Here is a 23,529-nt window from a genome sequence, read left to right as displayed (position 1 = left end):
TTATTTGGAAAAGTTTCACTTTCCACGGATAGGGCTCTATAAAAACCCAGTTACTACGATTTTTGCGACAACTCACGAAAAATCTACGAAGCAACCGGATTTATGAGGTAATTTTATAGTAATTTTTAGTTAAACTTCTGTGGGGCGGAAATTAAATCTCGCCCCCAAACTAATTTATTTCCACACTTTCCAAGGAGCCTTCCCTTCATCCCAAAGTTCGTTTAAATACTTGTACTCTCGAAAAGTATCCATCGCAAAGAAGAAGCCCTCATGACGGTAAGCCATCAACTGTCCGTCTGCCGCCAAACGCTGCATCGGCTCTTGTTCTAAAATACAATCATCTCCCCCCAAATACTCAAATACCCGGCGGTTAAATATCATATATCCAACACTTATCCAGCCGTCGATTTGAGGTTTTTCAGTAAATTGAACTACGCGGCTATCGCTGTCTACCTCCAAAATTCCAAAGCGAGAAATCGGGCGAAATGTAGTGACAGTTGCCAGCTTCCCGTGAGATTTGTGAAAATCCATCAAGGCTTCAATATCGACATCAGCTACTCCATCGCCGTATGTCACCATGAAATTCTCGCGATCGATATATTTTTCTATCCGTTTTACCCGCCCTCCTGTCATACTTGCGGCGCCAGTTTCAGCTAGTGTCACTTTAAAATCTTGTTCGAGATGTTCCTCGTGATAAGTGATGGTATGTTGGCGTCCCAGACAGATAGTAAAGTCATTGTTCATGGCTTCATAATTTAGGAAATATTCTTTAATCATGTTGCCGCGATAGCCCAAGCACACAATAAAGTTTTGGAAACCGTAGTGTGCATAGATCTTCATGATGTGCCAAATAATTGGATGCCCCCCCACCTCAACTAAGGGTTTGGGACGAAATTCTGTTTCTTCTCTGAGACGAGTACCGAGACCGCCAGCTAGGATAACTACTTGCATTTTGTCACATTTTTAAAGATGATAAATTAATTTATCATCAATCATCAGGGATTTTGTCAAAGAATTATTAACATTTTCTCATAGTGAGTGAAGCTTTGTAAACCGCAGAAATCACGAACTCTTATAAATAATTCTAGGGTGCGCGCGACCGCACCGTGTATTTGAATGCTGCGCGCAATTTCTAACGAACAGTAGGGTGGGTACTGCGGACAGTATATTTGAATACAGCGCAATTTCTAACTTAGGAATGGTAGATTAGGAAATAGACAAAAAAAGCCAACACCTATACTAAATAGAAGGAAGAGATTCAACAGAAATGAAAAATCAACTCGATAGCCTAAAAAAGTTTTTAGGTATCCTGGGTGCGATCGCCTCAATAATTATATTATTCCAATCGGCTATACCTGGTGTTTACGCCACGGTTGTTCCACCGAAAATCTCAACCATACCACAAACCACCCTAGCTTTTGTTCCCAACATACCGGGCGGCGGATTAGACTTTCACGAATCAGCAGGAGGACACACTTTAGAGAGACACGTTGGTAAAACAGAAGCACAACTAGCACAGCGACTCGCCAGCGAAACGAGAATTTCTGCTGCATCTTCTTTTACTGACCGTTCCGTCGCTGAAGCGGCTATTGGAGAAGCAATGAACAGAAATCAAAGTGCGATCGACTCCTGGGTGAAAAGTCGAGGCAATCGTTATACGATCGACTACAACGCCAACAGAATAATTGGCATTACTCTACGTCGCCGCGCATCCAAAGCCAGTTCGGCATCTCGCCTGAGAATCGTCCTCCAGCGCAGCGCCAAATTACCTCCCGGATACTTTATCCTCACAGCTTATCCCCAATGATCAATCAATTTCCTCATTTAACGCAATTTTTCAGTTCCTACTTTCACCAAGACTGGCCATTAGAAGCTGACACTCCCAGAGATGTAGTGAACAACTACCGCAGCAGCGAACCGCCCGCAAGTGTTGAAGCTGCATCGCAAGAGCTCAGCCAACTGCTAGAAATGCCGATCGCCCCAGCCGATTTAGAAGCATTCATCCTCGATGAATTAGGGTGTTACTACGACCCACAATCCGAAAATCAAACAGTCCGAGAGTGGTTGGAATCGGTGCAAAAATCTTTGAATAATCCTAGATAAAACCTATATATTTGTAGGGACACGGCACAGCCGTGTCCCTACAAATTGTTCACAATTTAATAGGATAGGTAGCTCACTTGCTAACCGTCAATAAGTAGCCTTCGTGGACGTTGAAATTAGGGATAACATAAGCCAAGCTGCCGCTACCCACCGAAAAATTTTCTTCTTTAACTGTGACAAGCTGTGGCACGGCTCCTTCTTGATTGTTGGGAATCTTTTCTAACTTTATAGTTATTTTCTGACCCCTTTGAATACCTAGCTGATCCAAATTGCCGAGGGTTAATGTTACCGTTGTTGCTGAGGAAAAATTGGGGTCGAAATAACCTAAAAGTATCTGTGCTTTACCTTCAGGATTTGACTTGCTGGCTAAAGCGACAAGGCGATTGTTATTTGACCAACTCCGCACCCGCGAATTAACTCCGTCAGCATAAGCTTTGTAAGTCCACCAAGCGGCTCTCGGCTCAAAAGTATTAGGAGTGACCATCCCACTTAGCGTATTGTTGAAGCAATTGCTAACTTTATTTGGTCCTTTAGTATCCCAACAAGCTCTGCAAGCACCGTCAGCTTTTGCATACTCTAAGTTATACAAATAACCTAAGATTTCCCCCGGCTGGTACTGCGCTAAGTTCCCGACAATTTCGTTGACGTAAATTTTTTGCAAGTTCAGTTCCTTGTAAGAGGGGCTTTGCTGAAAATTGCGTTTAGCATCAATAACGTGATCGTCAACAAATAAGATCATGGTATCGTTGAGTTCGTGCCAAGCTAGGAAATTTACTTCCAGTTTGTTCGCTTTGCAGTAATCCAAAAAAGCGGCGAGATATCCTTTGTTGTAGTTGGTAATGCTCGGTCCGCCAATCATTGCTGACGGTCCCAATTCTTCTCGCAAAATTTTGTAAGCTCTTTTGTAGGTTTCAAAGAATTGTTCTCTGCTTCCATTCCAAAACGGATTTTTTAAATCGGGTTCATTCCATACATCCCAAATAATTTTCTTGCCTTTATTTTGCTGCGCTAACTGTCGGATGAATGCTTCCCACGCAGGGTAGTTTTGATAGGGCCAGCCATTGGGATTGCTACCGTAGCCCCACAAGTCGCTAACGAGTAACTGAAACTCGGCTCCGCTGGCGATTACTCGATCGTAAATATCGAGTCTCCCGGCCCGCCAAAGTTTGGGCTGCAAGGGTTTGATCGAGCTATCCGGCGGTTTGGCAGTGTCGATTCCGTGCAGGATGCCACTCATGGAAATTGTACCGGTGGCTGGCTGTCCAAAATCTACTGTAACGTTCGATCGCAGTTGGGCGATCGCTCTTGGCTGTCCCAAATAGGCTATCAACAGAACCGTGACAATAGCTAAACCAATTGGCAGCAGTTTATTAATACGTGGGAACTTGAATGTAAATTGCATATTTTTCTTTGGTTGATGTTTGGTGAAATGGGCATCTTGCCCGTTCCTAAGAATGCTGCAAGAGGTCATTTTTAACGAACAGATGACAACACTTCAAAACCCTGTATTGATTCTATCACTTGTTGCCAGGAGCGGGAGTTAATCAGCTCGTTGGTATCGAACGGAACTCCTTTTTCCGCAGCTAAAATACCAAAATTTTTCACCCAATCAAAGATAGTTTCTGTGGTAAAATAAGGTGTGCAAGCCCAAGCAGATTGCAAATTATTCACCATCTCGGACATATCTCCGTTATAGTAAGCATCCCCAGCTTTCAACACTAAATAATAGTATTTCAGCAGGCTCTCCACTTGCTGTAGCTGCTTTTTGAGTTTCGGACTAATAGAGAAGCTGTCGCTCTCACCGTCACTTACAAATGCCTGTTCAATTATTTCTCCATATTCCCGAAGCATCCGTTCTTCTTTGAATAGTTCTTGGGCTCGCGCTTTGCACGCTTGTCCTGCAAGTCTGCGCGATTCGGGATTTTCTGCCCATATTTCCACCGTTTCTACTAACTCTTTTACTGTTCCTTCTGGGTCGATTGTAGGATCGGGGAGCAACTTTCCCGTATCTCCCAATTCTTCTGGAATCCCGCTGACTGCTGTGGCAATTACGGGCAATCCTTTCGCCATTGCTTCCATAATTGCGAGCGGCATTCCTTCTGCTTGGGAAGATAAAATAAAGATGTCGCTGGCGTCGAGCCAATCGGCAATATCCCAGCGCTGTCCTAAGAATTTAACCTGTTTTTCTACTCCCAATTTGCTCACAGTTGCTCTTAATTCAGGTTCCAGATTGTCGTGAATAGTAGACCCAGGCCCGGCCCAAACAAAGTAAATTTGGGACCAAATTGGACAATTTTTCAATTGGGCGATCGCCTGCAATTGATACTGATATCCTTTAATTGGACTCAATCTCGCCGCCGTAAAACAAACGACAGCATTTTCGGGGATTCCTTGTTCTTGACGCAGGCGTTGGCGAGTTGACAGATTCGGCGGTTCAAAATAACTGTTCGGTCTCCCATAATAAATAACTTTGCCTCGTTTTAGAGGCACTTTAAAAATTCTTTTGAACAAGTTTAAATTTTCCTGGCACACTGCTACTACTGCTTTGGCTAAATCGTACTGATAGGAGACAGCCTCAAAATAGGGAATTTGATCGCCCCGATCGAAAGTTTCATAATTGCGACCGATATAACCGAGAGTAACTATGTACGGTATATTCTGCTTAATAGCAACTTGTTTCGCCGCAAAATTTGCCATCGGCGAGCCGTCGCTAAATATAATTAAATCCGGTTGAGCCTGCGCGTAAATTTTTTCAGCATCGCCTAAATTGTAAGCAACTTGCAAAAACTCTTTTATTGTGTCAAAATCCAGCCAAATATGTTCTATACCTAACTGTTTTTGTTCGCCAATTAAAGGGTGAGAAGCTTTAGTTTGAACGCTAATAACTTGGTATCCTTCGGCTACTAATTTACACATCAGCGAGTGGTTGAACTGAGCTAAACCTCCCACTCCGTGATCTTCGGCGTACAGTAGTATGCGGGGTTTTGGCGCTTTGCTAATCGAAATATGCGCAGGTTGAAATTGAGGAGTATTGTTAGCAGCAACCACTACGATATCTTGCCATTCTTTTAAATTTGTTAAGGCATAAGTATCAAATTCGATACCGTATTCTTGCGAAACTTGCGTAAAAGTTTCTAACCATTTAAATACTGTTTCCGTACCTGTAAAAGGAGTGTAATGAAGAGATTTCTCCAAACACTCGACCATCTCTGCCAAAGATCCATCACGGTACATCCGCCACGCTACCCATACTGAACACCTGTAACGTTCCGCGCGTTTCAAGTCGCGGATGTACTGAGGTAAGTCTAGCCGCTCGAAAAATTGCTCCATCACAATTTCCATATTTTTCATTACTTTGGAGCCGCTGGATATGAGATTACTGTCGTGGTGGCGATAGCAGGTTAATATCTCTTTTAACCAAACTAGATTGCAGCCTTTTAAAGCTAAACGTAAGACAAAATCTAAATCTTCAGCTAGCGAAAAGCGAGGATCAAAACCCCCCAAGCGTTCCCACCACTCTCGGCGCAGCATCAGGGCGCTGGAACGCACTGATTTGTATAAAACTAAGCTTTGTAAATCTAATTGGGGTGCTTCTTCCCAAGGCTTTACTCCATAGATGCCTTCGTCCTTTTTGTCAACTATCAGCCAACCTGTCTGCACCAAATCTAATGTGGGGTCAGCGTCAAAGCAAGCAATTTGTTTTTCGAGTTTTTCTGGGAGGAAGAAGTCGTCGCTGTCGAGAAAAGCTAAAAATTCGCCTTTGGCTAGTTCGCAGCCCCGATTACGAGCTATTGCTGCCCCTTGATTTTCTTGATAAACGTACTGAATTAAATCGTAGTAAGGCTCTAAGATTTGGCGAGTGTTGTCGGTCGAGCCGTCATCTACGACAATAATTTCCCAGTCTTGGTAAGTTTGGTCTATCACACTTTCTACTGCTCTAAGTATATAGCAATCGCAGTTAAATGTCGGGATAATTACGCTGACTCGTACTGCTTTTTTGGGAATTATATTAGACATTAAGTCTTGCCATTCTGGTAAGTTTCTTAATAATTGCATAGTTAGGGGAAATCCGTAAGCTTTAGCAATAGCACCCAGACGATTTATCCAATCTCTTACGGTTTTTTTAGCAGAGTAAGGAGTATAAGCGAAAGATTTTTGGTAATACTCAACCGCTGACGCCGGATAGCCGGTATAGTACAAGTGCCATGCCATCCATGTCAGTGCTTCGTAGAAAGCAGGATTTTCTAAGTCGCGGATGTGCTGTGGCAGATCGGGTTTATTGAATAAGTTTTGTTTTAATTTAATAAACAGATTTGCTTGTTCGATGGATTTTTTTATTGACACATTTTTGTCATGCTGGCGATAACATACGGCCACCTGGGGTAGCCAAGCAGATTCGCAGCCTAACAATGCTAAACGCAATACTAAATCGGCATCATCTACAGAATCAAACTCTGAGTTAAATCCCCCTACATTTTCTAACCACTTTCGCGAAAACATCATGGCGCTAGGAAGTACGGGCATCTGTACTATCCATGTTTTTAAGTTTAATGTGGGGAAATGTTCCCAACATTTGATATCCGAAATTGTCTCTCCTTGCTCGTTCACTAAACGCCAGCCACTATTGACAATTCCTAGTGAGGGCTGAGCGTCAAATAACGCAACTTGTCCAGCTAACTTATCGGACAAGAAAAAGTCATCTTGATCTAAAAAAGCAATTAATTCACCTCGGGATTCCTGAATTCCTCGGTTGCGGGCGGCAGCTACTCCTTGGTTTTCCTGATAAACATAGCGAATTTTTTCAACATAAGGCTGCAATACTTGGCGGGTGTCGTCGGTTGAGCCGTCGTCTACGACGATAATTTCCCAGTTTTTATAGGTTTGGCTGATGACGCTTTCTACCGCTTGCGCGATGTAGCGATCGGCATTATATGCTGGAATAATTACACTTACTCGCGGTGTCGGATTTGCCATTGACATGAGTTTTATCGGTGATAAGGAAGGAAGAAGGAAGTTCGGCAACGGGTTCTCTAACGGATGTAACGGAGGTGAGGCAGAAGGCAGAATAAAAATGCTATTTTACTGCTGGTAGCCATCCCAACTTTAAATTGTACTCGGCTATTTTAGCCTGCATAAAATACAGAATTAAGACCCTGGACGCCCTCGACCAATTGTTGCCATTCTGCTGATTTAGTGAGAGAATATGTATCTAAATGATGCCCTTTAGCTGAGGAAAAATTACAAAAAAATTCTATCCAGTTTAACAGCGTTTCTGTACTCAAAAAAGGCGTACACTGCAAAGATTCTTGAAGCCACTTCTGCATCCCGATGAGATCTTCTTGACAGTAAGCGTGCCACGCCTGCCACACTAAAAAGCTGTAGCGCACCCGGCTTTCTACCTTCGCCATCCACTCCTGCACCTGTTTTTGAGTAACAAATTGATCTTTTTCGGGTTCGGAAAGTAAAGCTTTTTCGATCGCCTCAACAGACTCTGCGAGCATCCGCTCCTCTTTGAACATTTTCTCGGCCCGCTGCTTGCAAGCTTGACCGATTTGGCGGCGCAATTCTGGATTCAACGCCCAAGCTTCTACAGTTTCCGCCAATTCCCTCGCTGTGCCTTCGGGATCGGTATTCGGATCGGGCAACAACTTCCCAGTATCGCCGAGTCCTTCTGGAATCCCGCCCGCTGCCGAAGCAACTACGGGCAATCCTTTAGCCATCGCTTCCATGACTGCAAAAGAAGGTGCTGCATCGCCGAGAGATGTCAAAATGAATATGTCGCTAGCATCCAGTAAATCTAGGATATCCCACCGCTGTCCGATCAACTTCACGCGATCGCTCACTCCTAACTCTCTAACAGCTTCCCTCAATTCTCTTTCTAGATCCCTATAGCTTCCCTCGCCATTTCCCGCCCAGACAAAATAAAGTTTAGACCACACCGGAGACTGCTTCAACTGTTTGATTGCTTCGAGCTGATATCGATGCCCTTTAACGGGTGCCAATCGAGCAGATGTGAAACAGACAATCGCATCTTCAGGAATTTCTAACTCTTGCCGCAGGCGTTGGCGAGCCGAAGGATTAGGAGGTGCAAAATATTTGGGAGAGCGCCCCAAGTAAATCACTTGTCCTCGCTCTTTTGGCAACTTGAAATGTTGACACAATAAATTCAAATGTTCGTAAGCCAAAACAATCACGGCTCTAGCTTGCAGGCACTGATACAGCACTCCCTCTCGATAAGGCACTACATCCCCGTAGGCAAAATTTGCGTGATCTGGCATGACTAACCCGATTAGCATCATGTATGGTATTCCCATCTGAATAACTACCTGTTTAACTGCAAAATTGGAATAGGGCCAGCCATCGCTAAAAATAATCAGATCGGGTTTATTAGTAGAAAAAATCTCTTGTCCATCCTCAGTATTTCTTAATACCCGCGCTAAATCTCTATGGCTGCTAAAATCCAGCCACAAGTGCTCTATACCTAACTCTCGTTCTCGCTCAACCAAGGGGCTAGAATGTTTGGTTTGCACGCAAGTGACTCGATAGCCTAATAGGGCTAACTGACAGAGAATGGCATGGTTGTACTGCGCTAATCCTCCCACGCCCGGATCGTCGGCGTTGTAGAGTAGAATGTGCGTTTCCCTAGGGGATAGCTTCGCTTCACGTGCTTTTGGAGGTGTAGAAATAGAACTCTGTTGGGATTCGGAGTGATGGGTCATAACCATCAAAATTATATCTTGCCATTCTCCTAACTGAATCAGTGAATAAGCATCAAAATTGTCACCGTATTCTTCAGAAAGGCTCTGAAAAGTTTCCAGCCAATTCAAGACTGTTTCCGTGGGCGAAAAAGGGGTATATTGCAATGACTTTTCCAAACACTTGGCCATCTCTGCTAGATGACCGCCGCGATACATCCGCCATGCCATCCACACCAAGCATTGATATCGTTCCTGGTTTTTTAACTGGCGGATTGACTGAGGCACATCAAGTCTAGCAAAGAATTTTTCCATCAGAATTTCTGTATTCTTCATTAGCGGAAAACCGCTTGACATGAGATTGGTATCGTGCTGGCGATAACAGGTAAGAATTTCTTCTAACCAAATAGCTTTGCACCCCTTTAAACCTAAACGCAAGGCAAAGTCTAAATCTTCCGTCGGCGGAAGCCCAGAATCGAAACCCCCCAAGTATGCCCACCACTTACGCCGCAGCAGCATCGCGCTTGGACGCACACATTTATATAAAATAAAGCTTTCTAAATCTAATTTGGGCGCTTGCTGCCAAGGCTTGACAGCAGAAATCTCTCGCCCGGTTCCATCGACCATTAGCCAACCTGTTTGCACCATATCTAATGTGGGGTCAGCGTCAAAGCAAGCTACCTGTTTCTCTAGCTTGGATGGTAGGAAATAGTCATCAGCATCTAGAAAAGCTAAAAACTCGCCTTTGGCTAGCTGGCAAGCATGATTTCGAGCTATTGCTGCTCCTTGATTTTCCTGATATATGTAGCGAATTCTGTCAAAATAAGGCTGCAATACTTGCTGCGTGCGATCTGTCGAACCATCGTCTACAACTATAATCTCCAAATTAGTAAAACTTTGACCTAGGGCGCTTTCAACCGCTTGCACGATGTAGCGATCGCCATTATATACAGGTATAATTACGCTGATTAGCGGTGTTGGATTGACTGTTGACATTATTTAGCTCGCTGTTAACCTATTACTGTCTAGTTTATATTAATCTGGCGGAAATTCAGAACTCTTCTCAGCTCGCTAGCTCTACTTACAGAAACTTGAAGTTTGGGAAATTGTAGCATATAATCTTACAGGGAATGATTAGTCAAAAGGAAAATAAAAAATGAATTCGGAAACAGCGCAGGTGAATTTTCAGCAACAGGCAGAGCTTTATTTAGCTACAGGCAACTTCGATCGGGCGATCGCACTTTGCCAACAAGTTTTGGCATCTGAACCCAACTCTGCAGAGACTTGCAAGACCTTGGGAAAGGCGCTGCAAGCTCAGGGTAAACTAGAAGACGCAAGGTATTGGTATAAAGTTGCGATCGCCCTGCAACCGGATTTTGCCGAAGCTTTTGCTAACCTCGGGACTCTCTGCGCTACATTGGAACAGTGGCAAGAGGCGATCGCCTGTTACCAAAAAGCCATCTCCCTCCAACCGCACTTTGCAGGATTTTATCGAAATTTGAGCCGGATATTTACCCAAGTCGGTCAGGCTGAGGAAGCAGCAGACTGTTGGTATCAAGCACTCATCTTAGAGCCAATAGAAATAGCGGAAGAATATTTAGATTTGGGTAATACATTGTTTGCCCAAAATAAGCCCGAAAAAGCGCTAGTTTGTTACCACCGCACCATTTTTTTAAACCCGAGTTGTTGCGAAGCTTACTGCAAAATAGCAGAAGCTGCTAGCGAGCTGAAACAGTGGGACGAAGCTATTGTTCACTACCGCAAAGCTATTCAACTCCAGCCGGACATTTCGGAGTTTCATTACAAATTAGGCAATGTTTTGCAAGCCAAGGAACTCTGGCGCGAAGCGGAGGCTGCCTACAGACAAAGTATTGATTTAAATCCCAATTCTTTTTGGTCATACTACAACTTAGGCAGCGTTATGCTCAAGTTAGAAAAATGGCAAGAAGCCGCGAGATGTTATCGCACAAGTGTTGAAATAAATCCGAATTTTTCTGGCTCTTACTACAGCATTGGTGCAGCTTGCGATCGATTAGAACTATGGTCAGAATCCGTCGCAGCTTACCAGCGCGCTACTGAATTAGATCAGAATTTTTTCTCGGCTTTTCATCAGCTAGGGGATGCTCTTGTTAAACTAGAAAAATGGTCGGAAGCTGAGGCTGCATACCAACGGGCGATCGCACTTAATTCAGATTTATTTTGGTCTTATTATAACTTAGCTTTGACTTTAGTTAAACTTCAGAAATTTTCCCCAGCAACATTCGCTTATCGGCGGGCGATCGCACTCAATCCAGAATTCTCTTGGACTTACCACAATTTAGGAGAAGTGCTGTTGAAAACTCAACAGTGGAAAGCCGCAGCTACCGCTTACCAACGTGCTATTGAACTTAATCCCCGTATTTCTTGGTCTTATTACAATTTAGGCGATGCTTTGAGTGAAAGTCACGAATGGAACGATGCTGTTTCCGCCTACCTTTGTGCGCTTAAAATCGAGCCGTCTCTACCGGAAATTTACATGAAGTTAGGTAAGGCTCTCATTAAAAGAACTCTGGTTGATTCAGATGTAGCAACTAGCTACTATCACCACCAAATGCAGCCGCTGCACGCTCCTGAATTTTACTGCGAAATCGCCCAAAACTTTGCTGAGAGCGATCGGCGTAACGAAGCCATAATGTTGTACTTGATGGCATTAGAAATTAGACCCAAAGATCCAGAAATCTCCCAAAAATTAGAGGAGATTTTAGAAAAACAGCGTCAAACAGGGGAATCTACTCTATTATTAGAGTTAGAAGCTAAGGATATTCGCGATCGTTACATTGCCCGAGTCGCCAAAGGCAAGACTTTTGCAGAAGTCGGTGGCTTGTGGGGAACTGTCAGCGAAAAAGTATCTGTAGCTAGCAAATACGGTGCAGTTTCTCTGACAATGATTGATGCCATGCCGGCATCCATGCACTGGTGGCAAGATTTTCACGATCGCATGACAAGTTTAAATATTGCTAATTATCACTGTATCAATCAAGATATCACTCAGATTCAGCTTGCCGACATTGGCGAGCCTTACGATGTAGTTCACTGTGCAGGAGTGTTGTACCATCACCCGCATCCCTTGCAGATTTTAGTTGCCTTGCGTCAGATAACTCGCGAGCATTTAGTTTTCACTTCAGCTATTACTCAAGAAGTAATAGAAAATGAGTTGGGACGCTATGAAATTCCAGCTTCGGGAGTAATGTTTATTCCCGCTTTGGACGACGCAGAACGAGCTATTTTAACAGCATACTGGCAGCAATACCTCAACAACAACCCACTTATAGGGATAACTGAAAAAGCAGTTTTTGACATCAACGACTTTGCGCCGTGGTGGTGGCTACCTACAGCTACTGCTTTAGAATCTATGTGCGAAGTTGCGGGATTTAAAGTTTTAGACAAAGGACTGACTTGGGACAATAATGCTTTGACTCTGCTGCTGGGGATTTGAGGATTGGTAAACGAACAATAACAGGACTTGCTTGTACACAAACGGCTAAACACCCGGTTTATGAGCGGGTTGCTCGTTTTTTTTCCCATATTCCTACTAAAAACCGGGTGTTTTCCGTAAGTCCTAAATAAAATAGCTGCAAACATTTTTTGTGAAGAAAATAGTAACTGGGAAATAATCAATGAACAATCAGCAACCAGGGACGCCGTTAGGAAACATTTTAGTAGTAGACGATACACCAGAAAACCTGCGTCTGTTGTCTACGATGTTGACTCAGAGGGGGTACACCCCTCGCTGCGTGATTAACGGAAAAATGGCTTTGAGAGCCTGCAATTCTAATCCACCAGATTTGATTTTGCTCGACATAATGATGCCGGAAATGAACGGCTACGAGGTGTGTCAGCACTTGAAATTAGAAGCAAAAACTCGCGAAATCCCGGTAATTTTTATCAGCGCTAAAGATGAAGTATTTGACAAAGTAAACGCATTTGCTGTGGGAGCTGTTGACTATATCAGCAAGCCATTTCAGTTTGAAGAAGTGCTCGCCCGCATCGAAAGTCACCTCAGCCTGCGGAATTTACAAAAGCAGCTAAAAGAACAAAATATGCTGCTGCAAGAAGAAATCACGAGCCGCTTAGCCGTCGAAAAAACTCTTCAGGAAAAAAACCAAATTTTGCAACAAGAAATCAGCACCCGCCGCGCTGTTGAAAAAGCTCTGCAAGAGCAAAATTTGGTACTCCAACAAGAGATATCCCACCGCCAGCGCGCCGAATCTGCTCTATTAAAATCTAACCAAGAATTGGCGCGTTCAAATGCAGAACTAGAACAATTTGCTTATGTGGCTTCTCATGACTTGCAAGCGCCTTTAGCAACCATTGCCAGTTACGCTCAACTTTTAGAAAAACGCTACAAAGACCAACTTGACAGCCAAGGTAGTAAGTTTATCGGCAATATCGTTCAGGGCTGTACCAGAATGCAAACTTTAATTGACGATTTACTCGAATATTCCCGCGTGGGCCGGAGTCGGAAACCTTTTCAACTGACAGATTGCAATCACGCAGTCGAGCAAGCACTGGCGAACCTGCAAGGGGCGATCCGCGAGAATAAAGCCGTTGTCACTTACAGCGAATTACCAGCGGTAATGGGGGATATTTCTCAACTCGTACAGCTATTTCAAAATTTAGTCAGCAATGCGATTAAATATCGCCACGATGCACCGCCTGTGGTTCATATTACCGCTTGTAAACAGGAGGAAAACTGGTTAATTTCTGTCTCAGATAATGGAATAGGGATTGCTCCCCAGCATCAAAAACGTATCTTTCAAATTTTCCAGCGCTTGCACACTCAAAGAGAATATTCGGGGACAGGTATTGGTTTAGCAATTTGTCAAAAAATTGTGGAACTTCACGGCGGATGTATCTGGGTGGAATCGGAACCGGAGCAAGGTTCAACTTTTTACTTTACTCTCGCTTAATTGAGAGATCCTGTCGTCAAAAGGTATAAGCTATAAGGTAGGCAAACTGAATTAATTTCTATATTTTAATTCATAAATATAAAATACGCTCCACAAGTTAACCCCATTTTATATGGCAAATATAATAAGTAAATAATGGGCCATTATTGTGACTCTTTAGCTTGGCATCTAGGCTACATTTGGATTATTTATTAACTGGTATAAATTGCAATTTAGAATAAAAAAGCTTTCCCGTTGACAGTCTAGTTAGTGCGTGATAGAATAATAATTAGACACAATTTTTGTAGCGCTTGCTCACCCGCAATATTACGGTCGATATATGTGTATGGGCAATTGAATAATTGCCCTGAAAATAAAAGCTAAAATTCAAGTTAGTTTAAGATTTTTTGATTAACAAATATTATGAAAGCAGTTTTTAACTTAGCTTTGCCTCCTATCTGCTTTAAAGTTCTGTTAGTAGAAGACAACCCTCAGGAAGCTGAGCTGATTGAAGATTTACTGTCAGAAATAGGTGGCTCGCAGCGTATAGTGCTGACGAAAGTAGAGCGTCTCAGCGAAGCGCAGCAGCGATTGAATCAAGAAACTTTTGACATAATTTTATTAGACCTTTCACTGCCAGATAGTCTGGGAATCGAGACGGTGGCTCGGGTACAAGAGTACGGGGTAAATGTGCCGATCGTAGTTTTGACCGCCCAAAACGACGAAGAACTTGCCCTGCGGTTGATTTCGGTCGGCGTACAGGATTATTTGGTAAAAAGAAAAATCGACAGCGAACTGTTAATTAGATCGCTCCGTTACGCCATAGAACGCCAGAACAGTCAAGATGCTTTGCGAAAAAGTGAAGAAAAATATCGCTCGGTGGTGGAAAATTCCCTGATCGGCATTGCAATCATCGCTCCAATTATTGACAGCGAAATTCCTTTAAATTGCCACTGGATAGAAGTTAACGATGCCCTGTGCAATTTGCTGGGCTATGAGCGCTACGAACTCGTGCAAAAGAATTGGCTAGAGTTGACTCATTCAGAGGATTTGGAGGGTAATTGTGAAAAATTTTCTCAGATGTTAGCAGGTAGGCTCGACGGTTACATCTTAGACAAAAGGTGGCTCAGAAAAAATGGCGAAATAGTTCACACGCGAGTTTCCCTTCGTTGCCTCCGCCGCCTGGACGGGTCTATAGACCGGATAATCGAAGTAGTGTTGGACGTGAGCGATCGCTACCGCTACGAAGCAAAACTGAAAGCGTCAGAAGAATTTTTAAACCACACCATAAATGCTACGCCAGACCCAATTTTTGTCAAAGACGAGCAACACCGCTGGATGATATTAAATGATGCTTTTTGTCAGTTGGTTGGGAAATCGCGGCAAGAACTGATCGGCAAATCAGATTATGACTTTTTCCCCCAATCGGAAGCTGCTGTTTTTTGGACTAAAGATGAAGAAGTATTGACAACGGGGATTTGCTTGGAAACCGAAGAAAAATTCACAGACTCGGCAGGGAGAGAACACATAATTTCTACCAAAAAAAGCGTCTTCCAAATAGCAGACGGCAGTAAAGTAATAGTGGGTACAATTAGAGATTTTACAGAATACAGACAGCAACAAAAAGCACTGGAACAAAGCGAAGCTCGCTTTCAAAAATTGGTAGCTAACCTGCCGGGAATAATTTATCAATTACGAATGTCAGCAACGGGAAAATTGTCTTTCCCCTACATCTCTTCAGGCAGCCGCCAACTCTACGAATTAGAGGCAGAAGCAATAGAGCAAAATGCGGAACTGATTTCCAAGGGAATTCACCCAGACGATCTCTTAGATTTAAAAACCTCGATCGCCATTTCAGCCACAACGCTGGAACCTTGGCAGCAGCAGTGGCGACAGACTTTGCCATCTGGAAAAGTTAAGTGGTTGCAAGGAGCGGCGAGACCGGAAAGGCTCAATAATGAGAGCAAATCTGGCAGCGAAGGCGATATTCTCTGGGATGGTTTAGTGATGGATATCACTGAATTAAAGCAGGCACAAACAGAGCGCGATCGTTTTTTTACCATCTCCTTAGACTTGCTTTGTATTGTAGGTTTTGACGGTCATTTTAAACGTTTAAACCCAGCTTGGTCAACAGCTTTAGGCTACAGTATTAGTGAATTGTTTGCCAAGCCAATGATCGAATTTGTTCATCCAGACGATCGAAAAGCTACCGCAGCCGAAGGAGCAAAGCTAATAGCGGGTACGTCCAGTATCTCCTTTGAAAACCGCTACATCTGCAAAGACGGTTCTTACAAATGCTTCCTGTGGACCGCATCGCCATTTAGTGAAGAAGGTTTAATCTACTCAGTCGGTCACGACATTACCTCTCGTAAACAAGCAGAGTCCCAACTCCAGCGACAAGCAGTAGCAATGGCCGCGGCTTATGACGGCATCGCCATTTTTAATAATAATAAAGAATGTATTTATTCAAACGACGCTTATCTCAAAATGTACGGATTGGCTAGCAGTAGCGAACTGTATGGGAAAAAATGGAAAATGCTCTACAGCAAAGCCGAAAATTTATTTTTTGAACTACAAATAATGCCGATGCTCTTGCAAAAAGGGTACTGCAATATAGAAGCGAGCGGTCAGCGCCGTGACGGTACTAAGTTCCCTCAAGAATTGTCGCTGACAATGCTTGTAGGTGGCGAAATTATTTCTATAGTCCGCGATATAACTAATAGAAAACAGGTAGAATCAGCCCTGCGATCGAGCCAGCGGCGGTACCAAACTTTAGCAGAAGCATCGCCAGTTTGCATATTCCATACCGACACCTTGGGAAATTGCCTTTATGTGAATCAACGGTGGAGCGAAATTACGGGATTAAATGCAGAATTAGCAGTAGAAATTGGCTGGATGAATGCCATACATCCCGACGATGTTGCTCGGGTAAAAAATGAATGGCATCGAGCAATTATTGAGAAAATTCCTTTTAAATCAGAATACCGCTTTCAGCGTCCAGATGGTCGGGTAATCTGGGTGATCGGTCAGGCAATTGCAGAAATCGGAGACAAGCAGGAAATTAAAGGCTATATCGGCACTATTACTGATATTAGCGATCGCAAACAAGCAGAACTAAATTTGCTGCGAGTTACTCAAGCGGTGGAAAGCACCAGCGATGCGATCGGCATTGCTGACTTGACAGGGCGATCGCTCTACCACAATCAAGCCTTTGTTCAACAGTACGGCTACACAGCAGAAGAACTAAACACAGCAGGCGGATTAACAGCAATTTACTCCCAAACTAAAGTGCTGCTAGAAATGTTTAAAACGATCCGTAAAGGCAAATCTTGGCAAGGCGAACTCAAAATCAACACTAAAAACAACGAACTGGTAACAACTTTATTTCGCGCCGACGGCATTAAAGATGAAACTGGTCATTTAATCGGGTTAGTGGGAGTAATTACCGACATCACCGAACGTAAACAAGCGGAGATGGCACTGGAGCAGCAATTAAGGCGAGAACGGCTGGTAGTGGCCATGCTCGATCGCATTCGCTCCTCCCTAAATTTAGAAGAAGTCCTGACAACTGCTGTCGAACAAGTGCGGCAATTTTTGCAAACAGACCGCACAGTTATTTACCGTTTTAATCCCGACTGGAGCGGCTTTGTTGTTGTGGAATCTGTGGCAAAAGATAGAATTTCGCTGCTAAATTTTAACAATATTGATGGCTGTTTTAGAGAAAAATTTGTTGATATTTATCAGCAAGGCGGTATTAGATCTATGGAAGATATTTACCGGGAAAATTTGACGGAATGCCACATGAAATTTCTCGAAGGATTTGAAGTAAAAGCTAACTTAATAGTGCCGATTTTAAAAGCACGAGAAAGCATTTCACCGACCCAACCGACTGCAGACAATCAGCTCTGGGGACTGCTGATCGCCCAGGATTGCACCGGCCCCCGTCCCTGGGATTCCTCAGAAATAGAATCCCTCCGGCAATTGTGCGTGCAATTGGCGATCGCGATCCAGCAATCGACGCTATTTCAACAAGCACAAACGGAAATTGTCGATCGCAAACTGGCAGAATCTGCCCTCCAACAAGCTGCATTAGCAGCAGAAAGTGCCAACCGCGCCAAAAGCGAATTTCTTGCCAATATGAGCCACGAACTACGCACGCCTTTAAACGGCGTTTTAGGTTACGCTCAAATCCTCAAAACCGACAAAGACTTAAACTCAGATCACCAAGAAAGTCTCAGCAATATTCAACAGTGCGGTCAACACCTGCTGATGTTAATCGACGATGTTTTAGATCTTTCCAAAATTGAAGCTAGAAAAATGGAGCTCTACCCGGAAGAGTTAAACTTTCTAAATTTCACGAAAAACATTGCTGATCTCTTTCAGATGCGGGCCTCTCAAAAAGAAATTTTATTCCATTACGAACAAGTCTCTCCCCTACCTAGCTGCGTTCGTGTCGATCCAAAAAGATTGCGCCAAATTCTCATAAATTTACTCAGCAATGCCGTGAAATTTACTAACAGTGGCGGTGTGACTTTCAAAGTCGGCTATGTCGGCACAGGGGCCTGGAGTCGAGGCCAAGGAGAAAATTATGAGTTCTCGACTTTGAGTTCGGAACTGAAACAAAATTATATGCGCTTCGCCCACAATCCGATCGCAGCCAAACACGCTTTAAAAATCCGCTTTCAAGTCGAGGATACCGGCACTGGAATAGAGCGAAGCAAGTTAGAAGAAATATTTTTGCCTTTCCACCAAGTAGGAGGCAATACGTTTGTTGAAGGTACAGGTCTTGGACTCTCAATTAGCCAGAAATTAGCGAAACTAATGGGTACCGAAATTCGCGTCCACAGCACTTTGGGAAAAGGCAGCACTTTTTGGGTAGATTTAGAATTGCCCGCAGCTAAACGGTACTTAGAGGTATCTCCTTTGCAGGAAAAACGCTGGCTTGTGGGTTTTATTGGCAACAAGCGCAAAGTGCTAATCGTGGATGACAATCAACTGGATCGCGATTTGTTGTGCAGGCTGCTGCGGCGTTTGGGATTTGAGGTTGCAGAGGCGCAAAACGGGCAAGACTGCCTAGGCAAAACAGTTGAATTTCAACCGGATGTGATTTTAATGGACTTGCGGATGCCTGTAATGGATGGCTTAGAAACTGCAAGAAAACTGCGGCAGTTGCCGGAAGTAAAAGATGTTGTGTTAATCGCTATGTCAGCTAGCGTTTTCGAGGCTACGCAGCAAGAGAGCATCCTCGCAGGGTACGATGCTTTTCTTCCCAAACCAATCGAAGCAAATCACTTTTTGGAACAGTTGCGCGTGCATTTGGGACTAGAATGGATTTATGGGGAATCTTCGGAAAACAACAAACGCAAAACTCCCAGTTTGTCACCAGCCTCTGATTTTCCTGCTTATTCTTCTTTGTTACCTGCGGCTTCTGAGTCAGTAGCAAAACTTTTGAAACTCGCAGCTATGGGCGACATTGAAGAAATTTTTGAGGAGAGTGCTAACCTGGAGAGTTTAGAACCTAATTTAGTGCCGTTTGTCTCGAAGCTGCGCCAACTTGCTAAGGGATTTCAGCTCAAACAAATTCGGAATACTTTAAAGCAATATATAGAGGGAAAATAGTATGACTCTCATGGTTGAGACCTTGGCTGAATACAGATAATTTAGATGTGCAGCAACTTACCGCCGCGTTATTCAGCCGGATATCTGGCAATTGTAGATCGCGCAATTGTCGGGATTATCTCACTTTTACAGCCAAGCTAGAAGAAATTGGAGTTTTGAGGCCCGAGGCAGGAGGCAGAAGGAAAAAGGCAGAAGCAAGGAGCCAGAAGAAGTGTTTTTACAAATATGAGATGCTCCCCAATTGTCAGTGCAGGCGGCTGTAACTCCCAACATTAAACAAGTTATTTTGCCACTTCAGAAGTTGTATCCCCGAGTCCGAGCAACTGCTGTTAAATGCCCGCTATCTTTGGGTAAAGCAGAGATTTTGAGCAGCCCCGGAGCGCGTTAGATCCTACCGTGTTTTGTACTATTTCAAACAAGATTTTTCTGGTAAACTAAAGTGGAAAGTTGCTTTCCATCCCTAGACTGAAGTCCCAGGGTTTGCCGGCTATTTTTTGACAATAGAGTTTTTGAGAGAGTTGGGATTGAAATTACTTTGCCTCAGTAACGGCCACGGAGAAGACGCGATCGCCCTTCGCATCTTGCAGGAACTGCAACAGCACCCGCATCCGCCAGAATTAGCCGTGTTTCCGCTAGTGGGTGAAGGGCAAGCTTTCGCTCAACTAGAAAACGCCCGCATCATCGGCCCGGTGCAGCGGATGCCTTCGGGCGGCTTTATTTACATGGACGGGAGGGAATTTTTGCGCGATGTCAAAGGCGGCCTGCTTCAGTTGACCATCGCTCAGTTTAAAGCCATCCGCGCTTGGGTGCGGACCCAACAACAGTCTGGGAATCAAGACGGCGTTATTTTAGCCTGCGGTGATATTGTACCGCTGCTGTTTGCTTGGCTCAGCGGCGCGCCCTATGCCTTTGTCGGTACTGCTAAGTCCGAGTATTATTTGCGGGACGAGGACGGGCCTCTGGGTCGCAAATCCAGGGTCTTTGGTGGGTGGAGTTGGTCGCGATCGGTTTATTTGCCTTGGGAGCGCTGGTTGATGACTCGATCGCGCTGTAGAGCCGTTTTTGCCAGGGACGCGCTGACCGCCGAGACTTTACAAAAGCTGGGAATTCCCGCTTACAATCTCGGAAATCCGATGATGGACGGACTCGAACCGGAAAACCCAGTCGGTTTTTACGGCCCTGATGCAGAGTTTCGGGAAATTGAGCGATCGCTCATCATTACCTTACTCCCCGGTTCTAGAGCGCCGGAAGCCTATGCTAATTGGCTGCTAATAGTAGAGGCTGTAGCCGGAATTTTGTCGCTGTTTGCCGATCGCAAATTGTTATTTTTCGGAGCCATTTCTCCAGAGTTAAACTTAGAAGCTTTGCGACCTAGTTTAGAATTTTTCGGCTGGCGACAAAACGGCGAAATTAGAACGCAGCGGCGTGAAGGAAGTATTTTGCGACCTCCTGTTTCTAGCGCTCAAGAAATTCAGCAAGAATCTCCTAATTTACTATTGCCCCTGACATTTGTGCAGAGAAACGCCACGATGATTTTGACTCAGCAAAGTTTTAACGATTGTTTGTACGAAGCAGATTTAGCAATAGCAATGGCAGGAACGGCTACAGAACAATTTGTAGGTTTAGGAAAACCGGCGATCGCCATTCCCGGAAGCGGCCCGCAATTTACTTTCGCTTTTGCAGAAGCTCAAAGTCGCCTGTTAGGCCCGTCATTAATTTTAGTCAAACATCCCGCTGAAGTTGCCGGCGCCGTGCAGTCTTTGCTCCGCGACCCCGATAGGTTGCAGCTAATCGCTGAAAATGGCTGGCGGCGCATGGGAGAACCCGGTGCAGCAGCCAGAATTGCCGAGTGTTTAATTCAGCGCTTCGGCGGTCAAGACAGCAATTCTCAATTGCCTGCAATAGACTAGGGACAAAACATTGTTTTGTCCCTACCAAGTATGTTTAATTCTACTTGCTTTAAAAAAATATTGTTCATTAACTACCTACTAATTTTCGTAGGGTGCGCCTAGGCGCACCTTACTAATACTGCATTTGCAGAAAATTTCAATTCGCCGTTTTTTCGGATGATGGAACCCAGAAATTAGCTTGAGGGATTTTAAAATCCGACTTAACCAACACTCCCGGTTCTCGCTGCACAGGCAGCACATCTAAAGTATCCGTTTGCGCGCAATATTTTAAATCTTCAATAACACCTAAACCGAGAAGGCGCTGACCGTGGCTGGCCCTTTCCAACAATTCGTGTAACCGATCTTGCCAGTGCAAATAAAGAGCAATAGCCCCAAATACTTCATCATTACCAGCAAAATCGCTCGCAGGAATACCGCTTTCTGCTAGGAGACTTTGGGCGATCGCACCAGCACAAACCGTATCTTCCAACGAATAACTCCCTTCCCAACCAGAACCCACAATCCAAATAGTTTCCGGCTGTTTATTTAACAAAAACTGCACCACAGATTTGCGGTTAATCAAAGCCGCCGTTAACACAGTTGCAGCCGCTTGCACTCGTTGCAGAGCCCGAGTACCGTTAGTTGTGCTGATAAAAATTCGCTTCCCAGTCACCTTTTCTGGCGTGCAGTCCAGTGGAGAATTCCCCATGTCAAATCCGTCAACTTTGCCGCCGCCGCGCTCTCCAGCGCGAATCCGCTTATCTGCAGGCCAGTTTTCGCTCTCGGCCATTAGCTTCTCTAAGTCGCTGAAAACCTGGACAGCTTCCGCCCCATTATTCAGGGCCGTTGCCATTGTCGTAGTCGCCCGCAGCACATCAACTGCGATCGCGCAAGCCGGCATTTTGTCGGCTGGCGTAAGTTCCGGGGTATGGTAAATAAAAAGCTTCACTGTTGGGCTACCTGCGATAAATCCTCATCAGCAATAATAATGGAAAGTGGATAATAGAAAATAGAGTCGAGTCCTCAAAAGCAGAAAATATGTCAAAACAGCTAAATTCAAACCCCGCCCACGCCGCCATTACCGCACCAATTCGACTCCTGGCAGGTTTCACCTATCCTTTGCGAGCTTTCACGCTGATTTTGCAAACTCCCAAGCTGTGGACTTATGTATTAGTTCCCGTGGTGCTAAATTTTATAATTGGTATTGCTCTTTATTTAAGCTTGCTATTTCCCAGTTTGGCAGGGATAGACGTTTTAGTTGCCGATTTATCCGTCCGATTTAATGCTCTAATTGCTAGTTTTCCCACTTGGCTGAGCTTTCTCGGCGGGTTAACAGTCGCTTTTGGCTGGCTGCTGCGCGTAATCCTAGTGTCAGGACTTTTGCTGATAATTGGATTTTTGTTAGTGCAGTTTGGCGTGATTTTAGGTTCGCCCTGGTACGGCAAACTTTCCGAACAATTGGAACTCCTGCGGAACGGTCAATTGCCCGCAGAAGCACCAATGAGTTTGGCGAGTAGTTTTGGGGATATTCAAAGGGCGATCGCCTTTGAACTGCGAAAACTACAAATTTTGTTTAGCCTCGGCATACCGCTGCTGCTGCTGCATTTTATCCCTGGCATCGGCTCTATTCTTAGCAGCTTGGGTGGCGTAGCTTTGGGCGCGACTATTGTCTGTTTGGACTTTTTAGATGCACCTTTGGAGAGGCGGAGGCGACCTTTTCAGGAGAAGTTGGAGATCATTTGGGCTAGTTTGCCGGCCAGCGGGAGTTTTGGTTTGGTTTGTTTGGGTTTGGTGAGCATTCCGCTGTTGAATCTGTTGGCGATTCCGCTGTGCGTGACGGCGGGAACTTTGTTTTTTTGCGATCGCATTTGGCCGGCCCGCTTTGCCCCAGAAGAAACAAAGAGCGATCGAGAAACTAACATTACAACTTAAAAACTAGGGAGATGCTTCTTCCTTCGGCTGACTCTGGGAGTTAAGACCCAAAAACGGGCTTAAAAACAGCCAGCTAATGAAGAAAAATGATGCTGTAAATAGCTGGACAATATCGATCGCCGACAAATATCCGTCAGATAATAGTGCAATAGTTCTATCTGTCAGCCCGAATATCCAAGAGAGAATCCCAAACAGCCAAATGCCTTTTTGGAGCATGGGCAAAAATGCTGAAACTTCGGAGTTTTGCTGCTTGTTCATTGATTTAGCCCTTGTTTGCGAAAAGTCTGATTAACCGGGGCACCCCAAGGGCTTAAGGATTTTTGGTGTCTCCTCGGATTCCCTTTGTTATCTATATGTTAAGAA

Annotated in this window: 13 protein-coding genes; 7 read left to right on the top strand and 6 right to left on the bottom strand. The window is 44.4% G+C overall.

Annotated features, from left to right (window positions below):
- Positions 1–174: 174 nt before the first annotated feature.
- A complete protein-coding gene (gene rfbF / locus QUB25_RS06655; protein WP_333073204.1) occupies positions 175–951 on the bottom strand; it encodes a glucose-1-phosphate cytidylyltransferase in 777 nt (258 codons plus the stop codon).
- 316 nt (positions 952–1,267) lie between these two features.
- Here rfbF and QUB25_RS06650 point away from each other — a divergent pair, with 316 nt between their 5' ends.
- Both QUB25_RS06650 and QUB25_RS06645 read left to right on the top strand, forming a co-directional pair.
- Positions 1,268–1,807, top strand: a complete 540-nt coding sequence (locus QUB25_RS06650) for an RNase A-like domain-containing protein (RefSeq protein ID WP_333182463.1) — start codon at positions 1,268–1,270, stop codon at positions 1,805–1,807.
- Positions 1,804–2,103, top strand: a complete 300-nt coding sequence (locus tag QUB25_RS06645; RefSeq protein WP_333182462.1) for a contact-dependent growth inhibition system immunity protein — start codon at positions 1,804–1,806, stop codon at positions 2,101–2,103. The genes QUB25_RS06650 and QUB25_RS06645 overlap by 4 nt, the downstream gene beginning before the upstream one ends.
- A 73-nt stretch (positions 2,104–2,176) precedes the next feature.
- On the opposite strand, the gene QUB25_RS06640 is transcribed toward QUB25_RS06645, so the two are convergent.
- The 3 genes from QUB25_RS06640 to QUB25_RS06630 form a co-directional block, all read right to left on the bottom strand.
- Positions 2,177–3,505 carry a GH39 family glycosyl hydrolase gene (locus QUB25_RS06640; protein ID WP_333182461.1) on the bottom strand — a complete coding sequence of 443 codons (1,329 nt, stop codon included), beginning with the start codon at positions 3,503–3,505 and terminating at the stop codon, positions 2,177–2,179.
- A 71-nt stretch (positions 3,506–3,576) separates the two neighbouring features.
- Positions 3,577–7,083 carry a glycosyltransferase gene (locus QUB25_RS06635; RefSeq protein WP_333182460.1) on the bottom strand — a complete coding sequence of 1,169 codons (3,507 nt, stop codon included), beginning with the start codon at positions 7,081–7,083 and terminating at the stop codon, positions 3,577–3,579.
- Between the two features lie 143 nt (positions 7,084–7,226).
- The gene (locus QUB25_RS06630; protein ID WP_333182459.1) at positions 7,227–9,794 is read right to left on the bottom strand and encodes a glycosyltransferase; all 2,568 of its coding nucleotides are present in this window, start codon (positions 9,792–9,794) and stop codon (positions 7,227–7,229) included.
- Positions 9,795–9,954: 160 nt separating this feature from the next.
- Here QUB25_RS06630 and QUB25_RS06625 point away from each other — a divergent pair, with 160 nt between their 5' ends.
- From QUB25_RS06625 to QUB25_RS06610, 4 genes are all read left to right on the top strand, one after another.
- The gene (locus QUB25_RS06625) at positions 9,955–12,273 is read left to right on the top strand and encodes a tetratricopeptide repeat protein (protein WP_333182458.1); all 2,319 of its coding nucleotides are present in this window, start codon (positions 9,955–9,957) and stop codon (positions 12,271–12,273) included.
- Between the two features lie 181 nt (positions 12,274–12,454).
- Positions 12,455–13,747, top strand: a complete 1,293-nt coding sequence (locus tag QUB25_RS06620; protein ID WP_333058801.1) for an ATP-binding protein — start codon at positions 12,455–12,457, stop codon at positions 13,745–13,747.
- A gap of 402 nt (positions 13,748–14,149) precedes the next feature.
- On the top strand, positions 14,150–19,345 hold the full coding sequence (locus QUB25_RS06615) for a PAS domain S-box protein (protein ID WP_333182457.1): 5,196 nt from the start codon (positions 14,150–14,152) through the stop codon (positions 19,343–19,345).
- A 524-nt stretch (positions 19,346–19,869) separates the two neighbouring features.
- On the top strand, positions 19,870–21,255 hold the full coding sequence (locus tag QUB25_RS06610; protein ID WP_333182456.1) for a lipid-A-disaccharide synthase-related protein: 1,386 nt from the start codon (positions 19,870–19,872) through the stop codon (positions 21,253–21,255).
- Positions 21,256–21,391: 136 nt separating this feature from the next.
- On the opposite strand, the gene QUB25_RS06605 is transcribed toward QUB25_RS06610, so the two are convergent.
- The gene (locus QUB25_RS06605) at positions 21,392–22,183 is read right to left on the bottom strand and encodes a 2-phosphosulfolactate phosphatase family protein (RefSeq protein WP_333182455.1); all 792 of its coding nucleotides are present in this window, start codon (positions 22,181–22,183) and stop codon (positions 21,392–21,394) included.
- A gap of 89 nt (positions 22,184–22,272) precedes the next feature.
- On the opposite strand from QUB25_RS06605, the gene QUB25_RS06600 reads away from it, so the two are divergent.
- Positions 22,273–23,166 carry an EI24 domain-containing protein gene (locus QUB25_RS06600; RefSeq protein ID WP_333038212.1) on the top strand — a complete coding sequence of 298 codons (894 nt, stop codon included), beginning with the start codon at positions 22,273–22,275 and terminating at the stop codon, positions 23,164–23,166.
- Between the two features lie 3 nt (positions 23,167–23,169).
- Here QUB25_RS06600 and QUB25_RS06595 read toward each other — a convergent pair whose 3' ends face one another.
- A complete protein-coding gene (locus QUB25_RS06595) occupies positions 23,170–23,424 on the bottom strand; it encodes a hypothetical protein (RefSeq protein ID WP_333058797.1) in 255 nt (84 codons plus the stop codon).
- Between the last annotated feature and the right edge of the window lie 105 nt (positions 23,425–23,529).

It is taken from the genome of Microcoleus sp. B3-D7, assembly GCF_036705305.1.
Lineage (GTDB): Bacteria > Cyanobacteriota > Cyanobacteriia > Cyanobacteriales > Microcoleaceae > Microcoleus.
The sequence above is the reverse complement of the archived record's forward strand: the minus strand, read 5'-3'. Positions and strand labels throughout refer to the sequence as shown.

What these genes read in the sequence shown, in the direction of transcription:
- QUB25_RS06625 (WP_333182458.1), top strand. Translation starts at nt 9,955, where the DNA reads ATGAATTCGGAAACAGCGCAGGTGAATTTTCAGCAACAGGCAGAGCTT.
- QUB25_RS06615 (WP_333182457.1), top strand. Translation starts at nt 14,150, where the DNA reads ATGAAAGCAGTTTTTAACTTAGCTTTGCCTCCTATCTGCTTTAAAGTT.
- QUB25_RS06635 (WP_333182460.1), bottom strand. Translation starts at nt 7,083, where the DNA reads ATGTCAATGGCAAATCCGACACCGCGAGTAAGTGTAATTATTCCAGCA.
- QUB25_RS06595 (WP_333058797.1), bottom strand. Translation starts at nt 23,424, where the DNA reads ATGAACAAGCAGCAAAACTCCGAAGTTTCAGCATTTTTGCCCATGCTC.
- rfbF (WP_333073204.1), bottom strand. Translation starts at nt 951, where the DNA reads ATGCAAGTAGTTATCCTAGCTGGCGGTCTCGGTACTCGTCTCAGAGAA.
- QUB25_RS06630 (WP_333182459.1), bottom strand. Translation starts at nt 9,794, where the DNA reads ATGTCAACAGTCAATCCAACACCGCTAATCAGCGTAATTATACCTGTA.
- QUB25_RS06640 (WP_333182461.1), bottom strand. Translation starts at nt 3,505, where the DNA reads ATGCAATTTACATTCAAGTTCCCACGTATTAATAAACTGCTGCCAATT.
- QUB25_RS06650 (WP_333182463.1), top strand. Translation starts at nt 1,268, where the DNA reads ATGAAAAATCAACTCGATAGCCTAAAAAAGTTTTTAGGTATCCTGGGT.
- QUB25_RS06645 (WP_333182462.1), top strand. Translation starts at nt 1,804, where the DNA reads ATGATCAATCAATTTCCTCATTTAACGCAATTTTTCAGTTCCTACTTT.
- QUB25_RS06600 (WP_333038212.1), top strand. Translation starts at nt 22,273, where the DNA reads ATGTCAAAACAGCTAAATTCAAACCCCGCCCACGCCGCCATTACCGCA.
- QUB25_RS06620 (WP_333058801.1), top strand. Translation starts at nt 12,455, where the DNA reads ATGAACAATCAGCAACCAGGGACGCCGTTAGGAAACATTTTAGTAGTA.